The organism is Nocardia anocheti (assembly GCF_029675105.1).
Taxonomy (GTDB): Bacteria; Actinomycetota; Actinomycetes; order Mycobacteriales; family Mycobacteriaceae; genus Nocardia.
This window is the reverse complement of the sequence record NZ_JAQQFV010000001.1, coordinates 103,934-122,806: the sequence shown is the minus strand read 5'-3', so window position 1 is coordinate 122,806 and position 18,873 is coordinate 103,934. Positions and strand designations below refer to the sequence as shown.

17 protein-coding genes are annotated in these 18,873 nt (G+C 70.9%); 12 read left to right on the top strand and 5 right to left on the bottom strand.

The window, feature by feature from the left end; all coding sequences use genetic code 11:
• Positions 1–14: 14 nt before the first annotated feature.
• From QC180_RS00655 to hpt, 3 genes are all read left to right on the top strand, one after another.
• Positions 15–1,079, top strand: coding sequence for a zinc-dependent metalloprotease (locus tag QC180_RS00655; protein ID WP_278260569.1), 1,065 nt, complete (start codon positions 15–17; stop codon positions 1,077–1,079).
• A gap of 113 nt (positions 1,080–1,192) precedes the next feature.
• Positions 1,193–2,284 carry a tRNA lysidine(34) synthetase TilS gene (gene tilS, locus QC180_RS00650; RefSeq protein WP_278260568.1) on the top strand — a complete coding sequence of 364 codons (1,092 nt, stop codon included), beginning with the start codon at positions 1,193–1,195 and terminating at the stop codon, positions 2,282–2,284.
• A 47-nt stretch (positions 2,285–2,331) separates the two neighbouring features.
• A complete protein-coding gene (gene hpt / locus QC180_RS00645; RefSeq protein WP_278260567.1) occupies positions 2,332–2,883 on the top strand; it encodes a hypoxanthine phosphoribosyltransferase in 552 nt (183 codons plus the stop codon).
• 112 nt (positions 2,884–2,995) lie between these two features.
• Here the strand turns inward: hpt and QC180_RS00640 are convergent, their stop codons facing one another.
• A complete protein-coding gene (locus QC180_RS00640; protein ID WP_278261163.1) occupies positions 2,996–5,308 on the bottom strand; it encodes a serine/threonine-protein kinase in 2,313 nt (770 codons plus the stop codon).
• 276 nt (positions 5,309–5,584) lie between these two features.
• Between QC180_RS00640 and QC180_RS00635 the strand changes: the two genes are divergently transcribed.
• Entirely contained in the window at positions 5,585–6,931 is a 1,347-nt protein-coding gene (locus QC180_RS00635; RefSeq protein WP_278261162.1) for an amidase, read from the top strand.
• On the opposite strand, the gene QC180_RS00630 is transcribed toward QC180_RS00635, so the two are convergent.
• The 3 genes from QC180_RS00630 to QC180_RS00620 all read right to left on the bottom strand — a co-directional run bounded on the left by QC180_RS00630 (position 6,928) and on the right by QC180_RS00620 (position 10,105).
• The gene (locus tag QC180_RS00630) at positions 6,928–7,824 is read right to left on the bottom strand and encodes a LysR family transcriptional regulator (RefSeq protein WP_278260566.1); all 897 of its coding nucleotides are present in this window, start codon (positions 7,822–7,824) and stop codon (positions 6,928–6,930) included. The two genes, QC180_RS00635 and QC180_RS00630, sit on opposite strands and share 4 nt — an antisense overlap.
• A 317-nt stretch (positions 7,825–8,141) precedes the next feature.
• The gene (locus QC180_RS00625) at positions 8,142–9,692 is read right to left on the bottom strand and encodes an aldehyde dehydrogenase family protein (RefSeq protein ID WP_278260565.1); all 1,551 of its coding nucleotides are present in this window, start codon (positions 9,690–9,692) and stop codon (positions 8,142–8,144) included.
• Positions 9,693–9,823: 131 nt separating this feature from the next.
• Entirely contained in the window at positions 9,824–10,105 is a 282-nt protein-coding gene (locus tag QC180_RS00620) for a DUF2277 domain-containing protein (RefSeq protein ID WP_278260564.1), read from the bottom strand.
• Positions 10,106–10,229: 124 nt separating this feature from the next.
• Between QC180_RS00620 and QC180_RS00615 the strand changes: the two genes are divergently transcribed.
• Complete coding sequence (locus QC180_RS00615; RefSeq protein ID WP_278260563.1) at positions 10,230–11,087, top strand: DUF1266 domain-containing protein; 858 nt, start codon at positions 10,230–10,232, stop codon at positions 11,085–11,087.
• A gap of 3 nt (positions 11,088–11,090) precedes the next feature.
• Here QC180_RS00615 and QC180_RS00610 read toward each other — a convergent pair whose 3' ends face one another.
• Entirely contained in the window at positions 11,091–12,077 is a 987-nt protein-coding gene (locus tag QC180_RS00610; protein ID WP_278260562.1) for a hypothetical protein, read from the bottom strand.
• Positions 12,078–12,301: 224 nt separating this feature from the next.
• Here QC180_RS00610 and ftsH point away from each other — a divergent pair, with 224 nt between their 5' ends.
• From ftsH to QC180_RS00575, 7 genes are all read left to right on the top strand, one after another.
• Positions 12,302–14,632: an ATP-dependent zinc metalloprotease FtsH gene (gene ftsH, locus QC180_RS00605; RefSeq protein ID WP_278260561.1), complete on the top strand. Its 2,331-nt coding sequence runs from the start codon at positions 12,302–12,304 to the stop codon at positions 14,630–14,632.
• Between the two features lie 135 nt (positions 14,633–14,767).
• Positions 14,768–15,358: a GTP cyclohydrolase I FolE gene (gene folE, locus QC180_RS00600; protein ID WP_278261161.1), complete on the top strand. Its 591-nt coding sequence runs from the start codon at positions 14,768–14,770 to the stop codon at positions 15,356–15,358.
• A complete protein-coding gene (gene folP, locus QC180_RS00595; RefSeq protein WP_278260560.1) occupies positions 15,355–16,224 on the top strand; it encodes a dihydropteroate synthase in 870 nt (289 codons plus the stop codon). Before folE ends, folP begins: the two co-directional genes overlap by 4 nt.
• A complete protein-coding gene (gene folB, locus QC180_RS00590) occupies positions 16,221–16,643 on the top strand; it encodes a dihydroneopterin aldolase (protein WP_278260559.1) in 423 nt (140 codons plus the stop codon). The genes folP and folB overlap by 4 nt, the downstream gene beginning before the upstream one ends.
• Positions 16,640–17,179 (top strand): 2-amino-4-hydroxy-6-hydroxymethyldihydropteridine diphosphokinase, encoded by a 540-nt coding sequence (gene folK / locus QC180_RS00585; protein WP_278260558.1) that lies wholly within the window; start codon positions 16,640–16,642, stop codon positions 17,177–17,179. Before folB ends, folK begins: the two co-directional genes overlap by 4 nt.
• Complete coding sequence (locus QC180_RS00580; protein ID WP_278260557.1) at positions 17,173–17,646, top strand: DUF3180 domain-containing protein; 474 nt, start codon at positions 17,173–17,175, stop codon at positions 17,644–17,646. The genes folK and QC180_RS00580 overlap by 7 nt, the downstream gene beginning before the upstream one ends.
• A 68-nt stretch (positions 17,647–17,714) precedes the next feature.
• Entirely contained in the window at positions 17,715–18,776 is a 1,062-nt protein-coding gene (locus tag QC180_RS00575) for a DUF6779 domain-containing protein (RefSeq protein ID WP_278260556.1), read from the top strand.
• Positions 18,777–18,873: the final 97 nt, after the last annotated feature.

Below are 18,873 nucleotides of genomic sequence, written 5' to 3'. Positions count from 1 at the left end.
GAGAGCGGGTGGCGATGAGCGAGGACAAGACCGGCAAGCCGTCGGCCTTCAGCGGAGCGGTGGACTGGCGGCTGGCCGCGCGCACCGGTGGGGCGCTCGCGCCCGCCGGGCCACGGATCTCCCGGGACGCGGCCGAACAGGCCGTCACCGAGTTGGCGGCCGCGTCGGTGCGGGCCGAGGGGCCGGTGCGCGAGGTCAGCGGATTGCTCGACGACCGGCCGGTGCCCGAGGCCAGAATCGTGGACCGGCCCGGCTGGATCGCCGCGGCCGCCGATTCCATGGCGGTGCTCACCGGCACCGAATCCACCTCGCTGACCGGGCGTTTCGTCGGCAAACCGGCCGGGGTGCAGGCCGGGACCATGCTGGCCTTCCTGTCGACGGCGATTCTCGGACAGTACGACCCGTTCACCGGTGACGACGGCACCCTGCTGCTGGTGGCGCCGAACATCGTCGGCGTGGAGCGGGCGCTCGGGGTGGACCCGTCGGACTTCCGGCTGTGGGTCTGCCTGCACGAGGTGACCCATCGCGTGCAGTTCTCCTCGGCGCCCTGGCTCGCGGACTACATGCGCACCAATGTCGACATCCTCAGCGAGGTCGGTGAGGAGCCGATGAGCGAGATGCTCACCCGGCTGCTCGGCGAGGTGCGCGCCCGCCGCGCCGCCGACGCGGCCGACGATCCCAACAGTCGCGGCATCGTCGGCCTGCTGCGCGCCGCCCAGGCACCGCCGCAGCGCGAGGCGCTCGACCGGCTGCTCATGCTCGGCACCCTGCTCGAAGGCCACGCCGACCACGTCATGGACGCCGTCGGGCCCGCCGTGGTGCCCACCGTCGCGCAGATTCGTGCCGCTTTCGACCGGCGCCGCAAGAAGCCGTCCAACCCGATCCAGCGGATCATGCGCGCGCTGCTCGGTGTCGACGCGAAGGTGGCGCAGTACGTGCGCGGCAAGAAGTTCGTGGACGCGGTGGTCGAGCGCGTGGGCGTCGCGGAGTTCAACACGATCTGGACGAACGCCGACACCCTCCCGCTCCTCGACGAGATCGACGAGCCCGACCGCTGGGTCACCCGCGTCCTCGCCTGAATCGTGTCGGGCGGGTCATCACCACGTTCTCAGGTGAGTATCGGGTGCGTCACCAGAGCGTGGTGACCGATGGTCCAGGTCGGTGTGACGTGGCGGCTCGGTAGCCTGCTGGCATGAGTCCGGTAGGTGATTCGGCCTGGGTGCGGTTGCCGGAGACCGCGGCGGTGTTGGCGGTGCGGCGGGGCGTGCGGGAGTGGGTCGCGGCTCGGGGTGGGCGGGCGCCGGTGGTCGTCGGGTTGTCGGGTGGGGCGGATTCGCTGGCGTTGGTCGCGGCGGCTGTGGTCGAGGCGGGCGCGGTGACGGCGGTGGTTGTCGATCACGGATTGCAGGAGGGGTCGGGGGAGGTGGCTCGGCGGGCGGCTGAGCAGGCGCTCGCACTGGGGTGCGTGGACGCGGTCGTCGTGCCGGTCGAGGTCGGCCGGGACGGGGGTGTGGAGGCGGCGGCGCGGGCGGCTCGGTATGCCGCGCTGGAGGACGCGCGTGACGGGCGGCCGGTGCTGCTCGGGCACACCCTCGACGACCAGGCCGAGACGGTGCTGCTCGGGTTGGGGCGCGGGTCCGGCGGGCGCTCCATTCAGGGGATGGCGGCGTGGAACGCGCCGTGGGGGCGGCCGTTGCTCGGGGTGCGACGGGCACAGACGGTGCGTATGTGCGCGGATCTGGGGATCGAACCGTGGGACGACCCGCACAACACCGATCCCGGCTATACCCGCGTCCGGGTGCGGAGCGAGGTGCTGCCGCTGCTCGAGGAGGTGCTCGGCGGCGGAGTCGCGCAGGCGCTGGCGCGCACCGCCGGGCAGTTGCGTGAGGACGGCACGGTTCTGGACACTCTCGCCGAGGACCTGCGCCGCTCGGCGACCATCCCACCCCCCGACGCGGTCGCGCCTCTGTCTGCCACTGGCGTCCCCGGGGCCGCGTCGGGGGGAAGTGGCCTCGACGACACCGATCGCCCGCGACTGTCCATCGAGATCCTGACCACTGCGCCCGCGGCCCTGCGGCGGCGGGCGGTGCGGGCGTGGCTGACCGAGCAGGGGATCGGGGGGCTCATGAACGCGCATTTACAGGCGATCGACGAGCTGGTGAGCGACTGGCGCGGGCAGGGCGGCGTGGCCGTGGGCGGGGGAAGCCGGGCCCACCGGTTGGTCGTGGGGCGTGAGCATGGCACGCTGGCGGTGCGCGCACAGCCGCGTCTCGATGACACATAATGAACCGGCCCGGTCGGGATCGACATCACGAAGGGACACCCACTTCCGTGTACGGAGACGACATCGCCTCGGTGCTGATCACCGAAGACGAGATCAAGGCCAAGATCGAGGAACTGGCCGAACTCGTCGCGAAGCGGTACCCGCCCGACAGCCCCGAGGGCGACCTGCTGCTGATCTGCGTGCTCAAGGGCGCGATCTTCTTCATGACCGACTTCGCCAGGGCGCTGCCGATCCCCACCCAGCTGGAGTTCATGGCCGTGTCGTCCTACGGGTCGTCCACCTCGTCCTCGGGCGTCGTGCGCATCATGAAGGACCTGGACAAGGACATCGCGGGCCGCAACGTGCTGATCGTCGAGGACATCATCGACTCCGGTCTCACCCTGTCCTGGCTCAAGCGCAACCTGGCCACCCGCAACCCGGCCTCGCTGGAAGTGGTCACCCTCCTGCGCAAGCCCGACGCCCTGCGCACCCCCGTCGACGTCGCCCACGTGGGCTTCGACATCCCCAACGAATTCGTCGTCGGCTACGGCCTCGACTACGCCGAGCGCTACCGCGACCTGCCCTACATCGGCACCCTGAACCCCGCCGTCTACTCGTAATTCTGGAGCGCTGGCGCGCTCGAGTCGCGACCCGGCCGCGACCGGCGCTGCGCGCCGCCGCTCCTCGGGGTCGCGGGTGCGGGGGCGGGAAGGCGGTCATGGCGGCTTTCGTTCAGCTGACCACGCGCTCGAGGGCTTGTAGGTCGGCCTCGAGGGCCCTGAACAGTACGTAGGAGCCGACGAAGGCGATGATGCCGCCGACGCACAGGACGCGGACGGCGAGGATCACCGAGGGGATGTCGGCCGGGGGCAGGAAGGTCAGGCCCGCGACGGCCAGCAGCGGGACCGAGGCGGCGACGGCGAGGTACCAGGTGCAGCGGCGGCGTAGGTCGCGCAGCCATTTGCCGTCGTCGGCGCTGATCTCGCCGTGGCGGAGGAACACCGGGTAGAGGCAGCGGACCAGGTAGTAGGTCACCAGGAAGAACGGGTAGGCCACCGCGATCGCGCCGCAGACCAGCAGCGAGGCCAGGAAGTGCACCACGGCGCGGCCGGGGACGTCGCCGGAGGCCAGTTGCAGGGCGATCGGGAAGGTGAATCCGGCCAGCGCCCAGAGCGAGAAGGCCACGATCACCGCGCGGTCGCCGAAGCGCAGCGTGTCGTGTCTGGCGCGGCGCAGCGTGTCGGAGTCGTAGCGGCGGCCCTTGCGCAGGCCGCCGGGTACCCAGAGGACGAAGCGGGACAGGTAGATCAGCAGGGCCGCGCCCGCCGGGAAGAAGATCAGGTTCACCCCGGCGGTGATGAGGATGAAGGTCTGCTGGGCGGATTCGCCGAGCCTGCTCACCACCAGCGTCTCGTTGTGCTGGATGTTGTACCAGGAGGCCAGGGCGTTGGGGACGCCGATCGCCAGGACCAGCACCAGCAGCGGCCACTTGCGCAACCACAGCCGCCAGCTGTTGGGCGGCGGGTCGACCAGGTCGCGGGCGCGCTCGTCCAGGCACAGATCGAACTGCTTGGCCAGCACCGCGCCATCGGACCAGCGTCGCGCGCGATCGGGTTCCAGGCAGGTGAGCAGCACGCGGCGCAGCGCGGCGGGACAGTCGGGGGGCACGCGATCCTGGGCGCTGGGGTCGACGCCGCCGGTGCGTCGTTCCAGCATCGCCTCGAGGGTGGTCTCGTCGCCGTGGCCCTCCTCGGCGGTGCTGTCGTCGAACGGCTTCGCGCCGGTCAGCAGCTCCCACAGCACCACGCCGAGGGAGTAGATGTCGGAGCGGGTGTCCAGGTCGGCGGCGGAACGGCCCAGCCCCGGATGACACGCCTCGAGCTGCTCGGGCGACATGTACGACAGCGACCCACCGAAATACGACACCGGACTGGTCCCGGCCACGGTGCGGCTGAAGCTGATGTTGAAGTCGGCCAGCTTGGGCACGCCCTCCGCGGTGAGCAGCACATTGGCCGGTTTCACATCGCGGTGCAGCACGCCGTGGGTGGCGGCGTAATCGAGTGCCTCGGCCAGCCTGCGGCCCAGCCAGGCCACGGTCTCCGGCCAGCTCAGCGCGGCCAGCTCGTCGCGCACGCTGGAATCGGTGGGCCGGATCTCGCCCTTCTCCTCCATGGCGGTGTCCACCGCGTCGAGCAGGAGTTTGCCGCTGCGTTCGGCGGGCGGGGTGGCGCGCACCCAGCGCAGCAGGCCGAGCAGGGTGCCGCCGGGCAGGAACTGCATGTAGAGCAGCCGCAGGCGGCGCGAGCCCGCGGGCGCGGCGGCGGTGTCGAGGAGTTGCTGGTCGAACACGCGCACGATGTAGTCGTGGTCGAGCTGGGCCAGCGTCTGTGGTTCGGTGCCGCGATCGGCGGAGATCTTCACCGCGACCAGCCGCTGCATGGAACGCTGCCGCGCCAGGAAGACCCGCGCGAACGCGCCGGAACCGAGCCCGGTGAGCAGCTCGAAATCGCCGATGCGCTCGCCGACCTCGATGCGGTCCAGCGGCTCGAGGTCGGCGGCGACCGAGTCGGCGGCGGTGGCCGCCGCGGTCGCCGTCGCGGTGAGGTCGAGCTGCGGACTGGTCATCTCGGTAGTACGGGTGGGGTCGGGCGGATGGTTCACCGTCGGCTCGCTGCGGTGCGTGCTCTGGTCGAGGTCGTCGTTGTTGAGCAGGGCCCGCAGGCTGAAGGCCTGGTGCGGGTATTCGCGCAGGCATTCGCGCGGGTCGACCCGCTCGCCGCTGTGCCTGCGGATCACGAACTCCTCGAAGACCAGCCCGGCGGGCAGCGTGGCCGCGTCGAGCTCGGGGAATTCCGCGCAGTACTGCGCCAGCCGCTTGCGGTCGACCTCGGCGCTGGCGTGGTGCAGCCAGCGATGCCGCAGGTCGACCCGGATCAGCTCGTGCAGGGCGTGCCTGCGCAGGGTGCGCGCGTCGGGCAGGAACTCGGCGATCTCGGGCGGCCGGTCACCGGCCTGGCCCCACGCCGCGGCGAACGCCTCGACCATGTCGGTGCGCAGCTCGGCGGACCGACCGGCACTCTCGTCGGGTCGTCCGCCGCTTGCGGTGTTATCGCTCATCAACCGACCTAAAGGTTCGTGCGACACCCAACGCCATGGGCCCGGAAGCCGTACTCGAAATGATAACTTGCGCCTCGAGAGCTGATCACCCGAATTTCGACGTCCATGCGAACGGGGGCGAATCCGCCGATGCACGATGACCTCACAGCGGTAGCATGGGAGTCCGTCGACGACGACGGCGTGACGGACGCTGAGGTGACGATGATGTCGTCCCACCCACCCGCCGACGAATACCCCATCGGCGGCCCCGCGGCGGCAGTGGCCGCACGCGTGCGCGCGGGCGCCATCACGCCCATCGACGTGGTGAGCGAGGCGCTGGCCCGCATCGCGTCGGAGAACCGCAAGATCAACGCCTTCACCGTGGTGCGCGCCGAGCGGGCGCGGGTGGAGGCCGCCCAGCTGGCCGCGCGCGACGATCTCGACGAGTTGCCGCTGGCCGGGGTGCCGGTGGCGATCAAGCACAACATCGCGGTCACCGGGGAGGCGACCAGGGCGGGCTCGGCGGCGACCTCGGTCGCGCCGGAGAACGACGACCATCCGGTGGTGGCGCGGTTGCGGGCGGCGGGCGCGATCGTCGTCGGGCTGACGGCCATGCCCGAACTGGGCCTGTGGGCGTGCACCGACGAGGACGGCCGGGTGACCCGCAATCCGCGCGATGTGGGCCGCACGGCGGGCGGCTCGTCCGGGGGCGCGGCCGCCGCGGTGGCAGCCGGGCTGGTCCCGATCGCGCACGGCACCGACGGCCTCGGCTCGATCCGGGTGCCCGCCGCCGCGTGCGGGGTCTTCGGGATCAAGCCGGGACGGCAGACCGTGCCCAGCGCGATCGGCGCCGATTCCTGGGGTGGCATGGCCGAGAACGGGATTCTGGCGACCACGGTGTCGGACGCGGCGCTGGCTCTGTCGGTGCTGGCGGGTCGCTCGGACCTGGCCGAGGTGCGCGCCCCACATCGACTACGCGTCGGGCTGGCCGTGGCTCCGCCGTCGCGACTGGTCCGGATGGATCGACACTGGACGGCGGCGGCGCGTACCGCGGGTGCGCGCGCGGCGGCGGCCGGGCACCTGGTGGAACCGGTGGAGCTGCCCTACGGCGACGCGGCGCTGAGCATGCTGCTGCGTTGGCCGAGTGTGGGACTCGCCGACGCGCGGCGGCTACGGAATCCGGCCGCGTTGCAGCGGCGCACGCGTCGTCATCTGGCGCTGGGCACGCTGATCCACCGGCTCGGGCTGGTGAGCCCGCGACAGGTCGACCGGACCGAGGCCCGCATGCTGGACTTCTTCGAGAACTTCGACGTGGTGATCACCCCGACGCTGGCCGCGCAGCCGCCCAAGGCGCGGCGCTGGAGCCGACGGGGCTGGGGCGCCAACGTTTTCGCAGGTCTGCGCTACGCGCCCTTCACCGGACTGTGGAATCTGGTGGGCTGGCCCGCCGCGTCGGTGCCGATGGGCACGCATCCCGAGGCGCATACCCCGCTGGCCGCGCAGCTGGCCGGTCCGCCGGGCAGCGAGGCCACCTTGCTCGGCCTCGCCGCCCAACTGGAACTGTCGAACTAGACCGCGATCGGCTGCGGCTGCGGGGCGGGCTCGGAGAAGCCGCCGTCCACGGCGCGACCCGCGAATTCCAGGATGGTCGGGCGGGTGTCGTCGGCCCGCCAGGCCACCGCGAGCTCGCACGGGGTGAGACCGGCGACCGGGCGCGCGGTCAGGCCGGGCCAGCGGTACATGGGCACGTTGTTCTCGGCGAGCAGGCACACGCCCAGGCCCAGGCTCACGGCCTCGAGCTTGTCCTCGGGGGTGGCCGCCTCGGCGCCGATCTTGGCCGCGCGGCCGCCACGGGCGTCGTTGCCGAGCCAGAAGTCGCGCACCGCACCGGCTTCGGTGGGCAGGGCGACGAACGGTTCGTTGAGCAGGTCGGCGAACTCGATGGTGTCCTGCTCGGCGAGCGGGTGGTTCTCCGGCAGCAGCACCCAGCGCGGCTCGGTGCGCAGCACCTGCCAGCGGTAGCGGTTGGGGTCGGGCAGCGGCAGCCACACCAGGGCCAGGTCGGCCTGACGACCGGCCAGCCCGCTGGACGGGTCGTTCCAGGAGGCGGCGTGCAGGGCCAAGCGGTGGCCGCTGGCGCTCTCCAGGTCGTTGAGCAGGCCGCGGCCGAGCGCGGACTGGATACCGACGCGCAGAACTTCGCCCGCTTCCTGCAGGGAGACGTTGGTGACCTCCCACAATTCCAGGATCTTGCGGGCGCCTTCGAGCAGTTCCTTGCCCGCGACGGTGAGGGCGACGCTGCGCTGGTTGCGGTCGAACAGGACCACGTCGAGCTGGCGTTCGAGCTGGCGGATCTGACGCGACAACGTCGGCTGAGCGATGTGCAACCGCTGGGCGGCGTTGGTGAAATGCAGTTCCTCAGCGACGGCGACGAAATACCGCAGATCGCGCAAATGCGGGTCCATAGCACCTTGCTATCAGAATCGGTCGGGAAATTCCAGCCAAAACGGGCAAGGAAGTTCGCGGAGGTGGATCAAAACAGTCACCAGGTTGGTATCGCACAGCATATGGCCTGGCATGGTGCGTCGCACCATCGAGGCGGGGTTCACACGTCGTGCCTGGCTGTGGGCTGTGCCGCGACGATGACGGCGGGGTCCGAAAACGCTCGTCGGCCAGGGTTCAGGGGCCTGGACCGGTTAGGGGAGTGATATTGGTCACCAAGAGGTTTCGGCGCGCGGAATCCGACCGCGACAGAGACCTCCGCCGCAGCCGGAATCCGTTGCTACTTACCGCTCTTGAGCCGCCAGACGCTCGGCAGGTCGACGCGGCGCAGTCCACGGGCCCCCGCCGCCCGCATCGCGGCGACCGCGACCACGAGCTTGTTCATGTCGTACGGGTACCAGAACAGCTCCTTGCCCATGGTGGGCAGCTTGGGCTTGGTCATGGCCTGGGCGCGGCAGTACTTGCGCACGCCGTTGGCCCCGCCCCAGCGCGCGCCGACCCCGGACAGGCCCCACCCGCCCATGGGCATGGCGAAGTTGAACAGGTTGGCGAACACGTCGTTGATATTCACCGCGCCCGCGTTCAGCTGGCGGGCCACCCGCTCGCCCCGGCTCTTGTCACCGGTCCACACCGAGGCCGACAGCCCGTAGATGGAGTCGTTGGCCAGCCGGACGGCTTCGGCCTCGTCGGCCACCTTCATCACCGGCAGGGTCGGACCGAAGGTCTCCTCGGCCACGCACGACATCGAATGGTCCACGTCCACCAGCACGGTCGGCTCGAAGAAGGTGCCGACGCCGGTGCGCTTGCCGCCGGTGGTCACCCGAGCGCCCGCGGCCACCGCCTCGTCGACGTGGCGCTGCACGATGCGCACCTGGTTCTCGTTGGCCAGCGCGCCCACATCGTGTTTGGACTCGCGCCCGTCGGCGCCCTGGCGCAGCGCGGCCACCGCCGCGGTCAGCTTCTCGACGAACTCGTCGTAGACCGGCGCCTCCACATAGACCCGCTCGACCGAGATGCACACCTGACCGGCGTTGAACATGCCGCCGAAGGCGATGCCGTGCGCGGCCCGGTCGATATCGGCGTCGGCCAACACGATCGCCGGGTCCTTGCCGCCCAGCTCCAGGCTGTAGGGGACCATCCGCTCGGCGCAGGTGGCGGCGATCTTGCGGCCGGTCGCGGTCGAGCCGGTGAACTGGATGTAGTCGGCGTTGTCGACCACGGCCCCGCCGGTGGCTCCCGCCCCGGTGACCACCTTGAACACCGGCGGCGCGCCGATCTCGGCCCAGCCACGCGCCAGTTCCACCGCCGAGAGCGGGGTGACCTCGGACGGCTTGAGAATCACCGCGGCACCGGCGGCCAGCGCGGGGAACACGTCGATCGCGGGCATGGCCAGCGGGAAGTTCCACGGCGTGATCACGCCGACCACCTGGTACGGCCGGTAGGCCACGGTGAGGGTCTTCACCCTGGCCAGCGGGCTGTGCGGGGAGGGGTGGTCGTCGGCGAGGAACTTGCCAGCGCGGCGCGCGTAATAGCCGAGCAGGTCGACGGCGAAAGCCGGATCGATGAGCGCGTCCACGCGCGGTTTGGCCGTCTCCGACTGCAGCACCTCGGCCAAGTGCTCGGTGTTGTCGATGAGCCAGTCCTGCAGTTTCAGCAGCCACCGCTTGCGGCCCTCGGGGCCGATGGTTTCCCATTCGGGCTGGTAGAGGCGCAGTTCCCGGACCGCGGCGGCCACGTCGTCGGGTGAGGTGTCCGGCACGGTGCCGGACATGGCACCGGTCGCGGGATTGCGAACCTCGATCACCGAGGCGGTCTGGTCGATATCGGTCACTGTCGTGCTCCCCACTGCGTTGTGTGAATCAGTTCACCTTCCCTCAGCGTCGCACAATTGGCGCGGCGACAACAGGGACATCGTGATGCGCCCCGACGCCGATGACGCCGGGACCTGGGGAGCCGGATCCGCTACCGCGCGGCCGTACCCTCGCCCGCGGCCGCGTCCCTGGCCGCGATCCGGCGCAGGGGTGGCTCGGTGGGCGGCGGGACACGCCGGTCGGGGAGTTCGGCGAGCAGGGTCGTCGTGGCCGCGGCGATGGCGGCGACGGCTTTGTCGACGGCGGGCTTGGTGGTGCTGCTCAGCCCGGAGATGCCGCCGACTTTGCGCACGTACTGCAAGGCGGCAGCGTAGATCTCCTGCTCGGTGGCGGCAGGCTCCAGACCACGCAAGACGGTGATGTTTCTACACATGTCAGAACCATAGACCTGTGGGGCATCTCACGTCAGGGCAAGAATGCCTCGATCTGAAAATCTCGTGACGCACCCGGGATCGCTGTCCGCCCGTGATGGCGGCCACCGCACTAGACTCGGCCGCATGCCTGCTCGGGGAGTACCAGCGCTGACCACTTTTCCCTACCCGGAACTGGACGAACGCGAAGAAGACCACTGGTCGGGCGCCGGTGTCAGCGACGACGAACTGCGCGCCCTGTCGCTGGGCGCCTTCTACTCCACCCGCTGGGACGCCTTCCACGACGCGATGCTGCTGGGCCCCGAACGCGAACATCCCCTCGGTGACCGCCGCGAACTGGCCATCGACACCCTCACCGGCGCCTGGGGCATCACCGACGGCACCGAGGCCCGCGCCTCCATGGAACAGCTGCTCGAGGGCATGCACGCCCCGCTCTATGCGCTGGTGCACCCCCTGGTGACGGCCTCGATCAACGCCAGCGAACGCGACCGCTTCGGCGAGCGCGCCGACCGGCACCGCGCCTTCCTGCGCCAGGTCGGCTCCTTCCGCGGCATGGACAACCCCGAAGCGCTGGTGCGCGACTACGACATCTGGGCCCAGGCCATCAAGATCGGCTTCACCGACCATCTCGCCCGGCCGCTGCCCAACGACATCCACGCCTGGGACCTGGCCCGCGTGGTCGCGGTGGCCCGCATGGCGTTCACCGCCGGGTACATCGACGCCGACGTGGCCTGGGAGTACGCCATGCGCGCGCTGGCCCCCGCGCAGCGCCGCTACCGCAACTGGCGCCAGTTCGGCGACGCCTACCTCACCGGCTGGACCTACTGGCAGGCCACCGAAGACCTCGCCGAACTCAAGAACGGCGGCGTCGACCGGCGGATGGAACTGCTGCGGCTGTGGACCCGCCCGACCAGCCCGTGGCGCCGCATCGAACTCAACGAGCCCGAGCAGAAGGCCGAAGCCGAAGCGCCCGAACCGAACTGAGCCCTACAGGCTGCGCAGGATGCCGCGGCCGTAGCGCTGGAACTGGGTGTCGTCGACCATGCCCAGCGAGTGCCGCTCGACCAGTAGCTCCCACTCGGCGTAGAGCTGCGAGACGCCCGGATCGGCGGGTCCGGCGGCGCCGTCGGCGGCCTGCCTGCGCACGGCGAAGTTCACCGCGCAGGTGACGCGCTCGGTATCGGCCCGGTCGACGCCCGCGAAGTGCAGGGTGCGGTTGCCGTCGTTGACGTCCATGCCCGACCCGCCGTGCCTGGTGTCGATCTCCCCGGGCGCGGTGCGCGCACCCTCGACCGTGCGGGCGCCCAGGATCGCCGGAACCGGCAGCTCGTGGGCGTAGCGCTCGCCGGAGCCGACCGAGACGAACAGCAGCCGGGTGGTGGTGGCCGCGAGCAGACCGGTGCCAGAGCCCGCCGGGGGCGCGGCCGCCGCGATGGCCGTCTCCAGGACGTATTCGTCCGGGGTGACATACCGGTTGAGCGCGGTGATCGCCGAACGCGCCTCCTTGCGCGGGGCCATCCGACGCACCGCGCGCTCCACATCGGCGCGGGTGGGCCCGGACTTGCCCCATTCTGGCGCGGGCGGGGTGAGGTCGGGGGCGGCCACGTCGATGCGCTGGGTAGCCATGATCTGGTCGTTGATCCGGTCCACGATGCCCAGCGCGGCGGGCACGTCGTGCTCGGCGATCAGGACCGGCAGCGGGGTACGGTCGGCGGGCACGCCGGTGAGGACCGGGGTGGGATAACGCAGGTAGATCTCGATGACCACCGCGTCGTCGGCACGGCGGTTGAGCCGTACTTTGAGCAGGTCGGCGATGGGAACGTCGAGAACCCGTTCGCCGTCGGTACCCGGTCGCAGGACGGTGAGCCGCCCTCGGCCGTGGCGCAGAATCGCTGTGGGTGTTCGTAGCTCGACGATGTCCGTACCCCCTGCGCTGTAGTTGTGTCGTCGCCCACGATAGGGCGGGCATGCCATGATTGTGGCCACTTGCCACAACCAGCCCGGAGCGTTGGGGAACCTCTGGCGTTCTCCGGGCGTTGACCAGTGCAACTGCACCAGCAGCCGAACTGCGCGATGTATCGAACTAGACCGTACGCGGTAACGTGGCATGTCCGCATCCGAAACCCGCCATCTCGACGCTTCGCTAGGCACACCCGGAGAAATAACCGGAAAGGACTGGGCCGTCCGGCCGACGCTCTATGAACCGCAAGACAGTGTTTCGCACTTTGGCGATCATCTCGGGCATCCTGCTCATGATCTGGCTGTTCAGCTTTCTCAGCGATGACACGCGCGGCTGGGAGAGTGTCGACACTTCCGTGGCGCTCAGCCAGCTGAACGACAAAGCCAATGTCAAGAATGTCCAGATCGATGACAAGGAGCAGCAGCTCCGTATCGAACTGAACAACGGCAACGACGCGACGAACAACAACACCAAGATCGTCGCCAAGTATCCGGGCGGCGGGGAGACCTCGGCGCAGATCTTCGACGCGGTCAAGCAGTCCGGCGCGAAGTACGACACGGTCGTCAAGCAGGAGAGCTGGCTCTCGCAGCTGCTGCTGTTCATCGTGCCGATGGTGCTGCTGGTGGGCCTGTTCCTGTTCGTGATGTCGCGCATGCAGGGCGGCGGTCGCGGCGGGATGATGGGCTTCGGCAAGTCCAAGGCCAAGATGCTGTCCAAGGACATGCCCAAGACCACCTTCGCCGATGTGGCCGGTGCCGACGAGGCGGTCGAGGAGCTCTACGAGATCAAGGACTTCCTCCAGAACCCCTCGCGCTACCAGGCCCTCGGCGCGAAGATCCCCAAGGGCGTGCTGCTCTACGGCCCGCCCGGAACCGGTAAGACGCTGCTGGCCCGCGCGGTCGCCGGTGAGGCGGGCGTGCCGTTCTTCACCATCTCCGGTTCGGACTTCGTCGAGATGTTCGTCGGTGTCGGCGCCTCGCGGGTGCGCGACCTGTTCGAGCAGGCCAAGCAGAACAGCCCCTGCATCATCTTCGTCGACGAGATCGACGCTGTCGGCCGCCAGCGTGGCGCCGGTCTCGGCGGTGGTCACGACGAGCGCGAGCAGACGCTCAACCAGCTGCTCGTCGAGATGGACGGCTTCGGCGACCGCACCAACATCATCCTGATCGCGGCCACCAACCGGCCCGACATCCTCGACCCGGCGCTGCTGCGTCCCGGCCGCTTCGACCGGCAGATCCCGGTCGGCAATCCGGACCTGGCCGGTCGCCGCGCCATCCTGCGGGTGCACTCGCAGGGCAAGCCGATCGCGCCCGACGCCGATCTCGAGGGTCTGGCCAAGCGCACCGTCGGCATGTCCGGCGCCGACCTGGCCAATGTCATCAACGAGGCCGCGCTGCTCACCGCGCGCGAGAACGGTCAGCTGATCACCGGCGAATCGCTGGAGGAGTCGGTCGACCGTGTCATCGGTGGTCCGCGCCGCAAGAGCCGCATCATCAGCGAGCACGAGAAGAAGATCACCGCCTACCACGAGGGTGGCCACACCCTCGCCGCGTGGGCGATGCCCGATATCGAGCCCGTCTACAAGGTCACCATCCTGGCGCGCGGCCGCACCGGCGGTCACGCCATGACCGTGCCCGAGGACGACAAGGGCCTGATGACCCGCTCGGAGATGATCTCTCGGCTGGTGTTCGCCATGGGTGGCCGCGCGGCCGAGGAACTGGTGTTCCACGAGCCGACCACCGGCGCGTCCTCCGATATCGACCAGGCCACCAAGATCGCGCGCGGCATGGTCACCGAGTACGGCATGAGCGCGCGCCTGGGCGCGGTGCGCTACGGCCAGGAGCAGGGCGACCCGTTCCTCGGACGCTCGATGGGCACGCAGGCCGACTACTCGCACGAGGTCGCCCGCGAGATCGACGAGGAGGTGCGCAACCTGATCGAGGCCGCGCACACCGAGGCGTGGTCGATCCTGAGCGAGTACCGCGAGCAGCTCGACGCGCTGGCCACGGCCCTGCTCGAGCGCGAGACCCTGCACCGCAAGGATCTCGAGACCATTCTGGCCGGGGTCGAGAAGCGCCCGCGCATCACCGCGTTCAACGATTTCGGTGACCGGCTGCCCTCGGACAAGCCGCCGGTGAAGACGCCGGGTGAGCTGGCCGCCGAGCGCGGCGAGCCGTGGCCGCCGGTGCAGCCAGCGCCGGTGCCCGCCGGTGCGCCGCTCGAGCCCGCCAACGGTCATCCGGCGCCGCCGCAGTACCAGCCCGCGCCGCCCGCGTCCGGCTACCCGCTGCCCAGCGCGCCGACCCAGGCGTTCCCGCGCCAGTCCGGCACCCACGGTTCGCGGCCCGACTACGGCGCCCCGGCCGGGTGGTCGGCGCCGGGCTGGCCACCGCGCGAGGAGCCGCAGCAGCAGCAACCACCGCAGCCGCAGGCCCCGCCGCCCAACCAGGGCAGTGCCTGGGCTCCGCCCGAGCAGCAGCCCCGGCATCAGGGGGCCTGGGGTGAGCAGCCCGCGCCCGGTACCGAGCCGGAGAACAACGACTGGGAAGGGCCGAACGGCCGCCGCTGACCGGTGGCCAACTACGCTCGATCGTCGGATGCCGGAGCAGAACCGGCGTCGACATGTGGAGGTGCGGAGAAGTTGTCTGGTAACGGGTCGAGCGCCGATTCCGCTGGCGAGCTCGGCGCGACGAGCCCGTCGCGGCTGACGGCACTGGCGACCGGCCGTGCGTTCGACCAGGAACGGGCCGAGGCGGCGGTGCGCGAACTGCTGCTCGCCGTCGGAGAGGACCCCGACCGTCCCGGTCTGCTCGACACCCCCGCCCGGGTGGCCCGCGCCTACAAGGAGATGTTCGCCGGGCTCTACACCGAGCCCGACGAGGTGCTGGCCACCACCTTCGACGAGGGTCACCAGGAACTGGTGCTGGTGCGTGACATCCCCATGTACTCCACCTGCGAGCACCACCTGGTGTCCTTCCACGGCGTCGCGCACGTGGGCTACATCCCCGGCCCGCACGGTCGGGTGACCGGGCTGTCCAAGCTGGCCCGCGTGGTCGACCTCTACGCCAAGCGCCCGCAGGTGCAGGAGCGGCTGACCAGCCAGATCGCCGACGCGGTGATGCGCAGGCTGGAGCCGCGCGGGGCCATCGTGGTGGTCGAGGCCGAGCATCTGTGCATGGCCATGCGCGGTATCCGCAAGCCCGGCGCGAGCACCACCACCTCGGCGGTGCGCGGCCTGCTGCAGACCAACGCCGCCTCGCGCTCCGAGGCGCTGGACCTCATCCTGCGCAAATGAGCGAAACCGGCGTGATCGCGCGCGGTGACCGCTCCTGTGTGGTCATGGGCGTGGTCAACGTGACCGGGGATTCCTTCTCCGACGGCGGCCGGTATCTGGACCCGGAGCTGGCGATCGCGCACGGTGTCGAGCTGTACGCGGCGGGCGCCGACATCGTCGATGTGGGTGGCGAGTCCACCCGGCCGGGTGCTGACCGGGTGGACCCGGCCACCGAGGCCGCGCGGGTCGTTCCGGTGATCCGCGGCCTGGTCGCCGCGGGCGTGCCGACCAGCGTCGACACCATGCGCGCCGAGGTCGCCGAGGCGGCCCTGGCGGCGGGGGCGGCCGTGGTCAACGACGTCTCCGGCGGCCGGGCCGACCCGGACATGGTGAAGGTCGTCGCCGACGCCGACGTGCCGTGGATCCTCATGCACTGGCGCGCGAGCGCCGACTACCGCCACACCGGCCCCGCCGACCACTACGACGACGTGGTCGCCGAGGTGCGCGCCGAACTGGCCGCCCAGGTCGAGATGGCCGTCGCCGCGGGCGTCGCCGCGGACAAGCTGATCCTCGATCCCGGCCTCGGCTTCGCCAAGAACGCCGAACACAACTGGGAACTGCTGGCCGCGCTGCCGGAATTCGTCGCCGACGGCCTGCCCATCCTGATCGGCGCCTCCCGCAAACGGTTCCTCGGCGCGCTGCTGGCCGACGCGTCGGGCCCGCGTCCGCCCGCGGGCCGGGAGACCGCCACCGCCGCGGTCTCGGCCATCGCCGCGACCCAGGGCGCGTGGGGCGTGCGCGTGCACGATGTGCGCGCCTCGCTGGACGCCATCGCCGTCGTCGACACGTGGCGTCGCGCCACCGCAGCCCGAGGAGCCACCCGATGAACTCACCGCTGCTGCCCCCGCCCGCCGGTCGCGCCGCGACCTCGCGCATCGAACTGCGCGGACTGCGCGTGTTCGGCAGGCACGGCGTGTTCGATTTCGAGCGCCGCGACGGCCAGGAGTTCGTCGTCGACCTGACGGTGTGGGTCGATTTCGCCGCGGCCGCCGCCTCCGACGACCTGGCCGACACCGTCGACTACGGCGCCCTGGCCGAGCGCGCGGTCCGCATCGTCGCCGGGGAACCGCGCGATCTGATCGAGACGGTGGTCTCCGAGATCGCCGACGACGTGATGACCGACCCGCGCATCGAGGCCGTGGAGGCCGTCGTGCACAAGCCGTCGGCGCCCATCCCGCACACCTTCGCCGACGTGCGCGTGGTGGCCACCCGCTACCGCACCCATTCCCCGGAGCAGCGCCGATGACTCGCGCGGTGCTCTCGATCGGCGCGAACCTGGATGACCGCCTGGCGCGGCTGCGCGGCGTGGTCGACGCGCTGGGGGAGCGGCTGGTGACGGCCTCGCCGGTGTACACCACCGCGCCGTGGGGCGGGGTCGACCAGGACGACTACCTCAACGCGGTGCTCGTCGTCGAGGACCCGGCCTTCGACGACTACGCCTGGCTGCGCTTCGGCCAGGACCTCGAGCAGGCCGCCGGGCGGGTGCGCGAAGTGCGCTGGGGCGCCCGCACGCTCGATGTCGACGTCATCACCTGCACCGATGCCACCGGCGCCCCGATCGTGCGCGATACCGATCCCGCGCTGATCCTGCCGCACCCGCAGGCACACCACCGCGCCTTCGTGCTCGTCCCGTGGCTGGCCGCGCAGCCCGACGCCACCCTGCCCGTGGCGGGCACCCCGACCCCGATCGCCGACCTGCTCGCCGCGCTCGACCCCGCCGAACGCGCCGGAGTGCGTCGTACCGACCTCGCGCTGACCGACGAGAGCGCCCGCGCGTGCTGAAACCCACCCGGCTGCTCGACCTCGCGCTCAACGTGGTGCTGGCCGCCGCGGTGGCCTGGATCGGCACCCGCGTCGCCTACTCCGCCTTCCCGCCGATCTCGGTGGCCGCGGGCGCCTCGCTGCTGCCGGTGGCCGCGATCGAGGCCGCGCTGGGGTTCGTCATCAAGGCCAAGATCGCCGAGGAGAAGGTCGGTGACGGGCAGGGTGAGGTGCACCCGATCAATGTGGCACGGCTGGCCGCGTTGGCGAAGGCATCGTTGCAGGTGGGTTCGCTGGCGGCGGGTGTGTGGCTCGGGTTCCTGCTGTGGGTCTTCCCACAGCGCGACACGGTGACCGCCGCGGCGGCCGACGTCCCCGGCGCCTTCGTCGGCCTGGTGGCCGGTTCTGCCCTGGTTGCTGCGGCATTCTGGCTGGAGTACTGCTGCCGCGCGCCGGAGGACCCACCGGACGAACCGGCTACCACTTAGCAACTTCCGAACGGAACCACCGGCCACAACGGTGCGCCGACCAGCGATTCCCGGCTACCCTGGCCACCATGGTTTCACCCTCCCGTAGCACCACGCCCCGTCGACGGCGGGACGACGCGGGAAAGCTCTTCATCGGCGCCCTCCTCCTGCTCGGCCTGACGGCCAGCGTTTTCCTGATCTTCAGCGAGAACGTGCAATACGTCCGGATCGGCCTGGTAGCGGCCCTGTGGGCGGCGGTGATCGGCGCGCTCGCGGCCACCCGCTACCGCAAGGACGCGGCCGTCGACAAGGCGAAGGTTCGTGATCTGCAGACCGTCTACGAGTTGCAGCTCGAACGCGAGATCAACGCGCGCCGCGAATACGAGATGGGTGTGGAGGCGCGGGTGCGCGCGGAGGTGGGTGCCGACGCCACCGAGATCGCCGCGCTGCGCGCCGAGCTGACCCTGCTGCGCCAGAACCTGCAGGTTCTCTTCGACGGCGCCCTGCCCGACGAGCAGGTGGCCCTGCAGGCCGACGCCGTGCGCATCGATGCCCTGCCCGCGGGCAGTTTCGACGCCTTCGACGACATCGAGCCGGATTTCGACGATAGCCCGGTGGATGCCAATGCGGCCTGGTTCGGCCCGTGGCAGCAACCGCCCAGCGCACTGAAACCGGTCTTCATGCAGCCCGTCGCGGCCAATTTCGCCGACCCGTACGACGATCCGGTCACCGCCGAGACCTCCGCCGTCTCGCTGGACGACTACGCCGAGGCCCAGCAGTCCCAGCAGGCCGCGGCCACCGATTCGCCGTTCGTCGCGCCCGCCCCGGCCGCCGGTTCCGGCAAGACGCCCCCGCCGCGCCTGTCCGCCCCGCACACCCGTCAGGTCGGTGCCGACGGCCTCGACGCGGCCCCCGGCCAGGAACCCGCGACCCCGGCCGACGCCACGCCCACGGCCAGCCCGTCCGACCACGCGCCGGAGTCCTCCGCCGACGTCGCGTCCGCGCCGGACGAGTCCGCCACCACCACGCCCGCCGGTCCGACCGTCGGCACCAGCTCCCGCCGACGTCGCCGCGCCGAAGCCGAGGGCTCGCCCCGCCTGTCGGTGGCCGACATCATGGCCAACCTCGAATCGGAGTCCTCGCGCTCCTGAGCCCCGAGAGATAGATCACGGGCACGGCCCGTGGCGGTCGAGACCGGTCGCCCTCTATTCTCGATGCGTAACGTCCGGTACCCGCCCCGCGGGACTG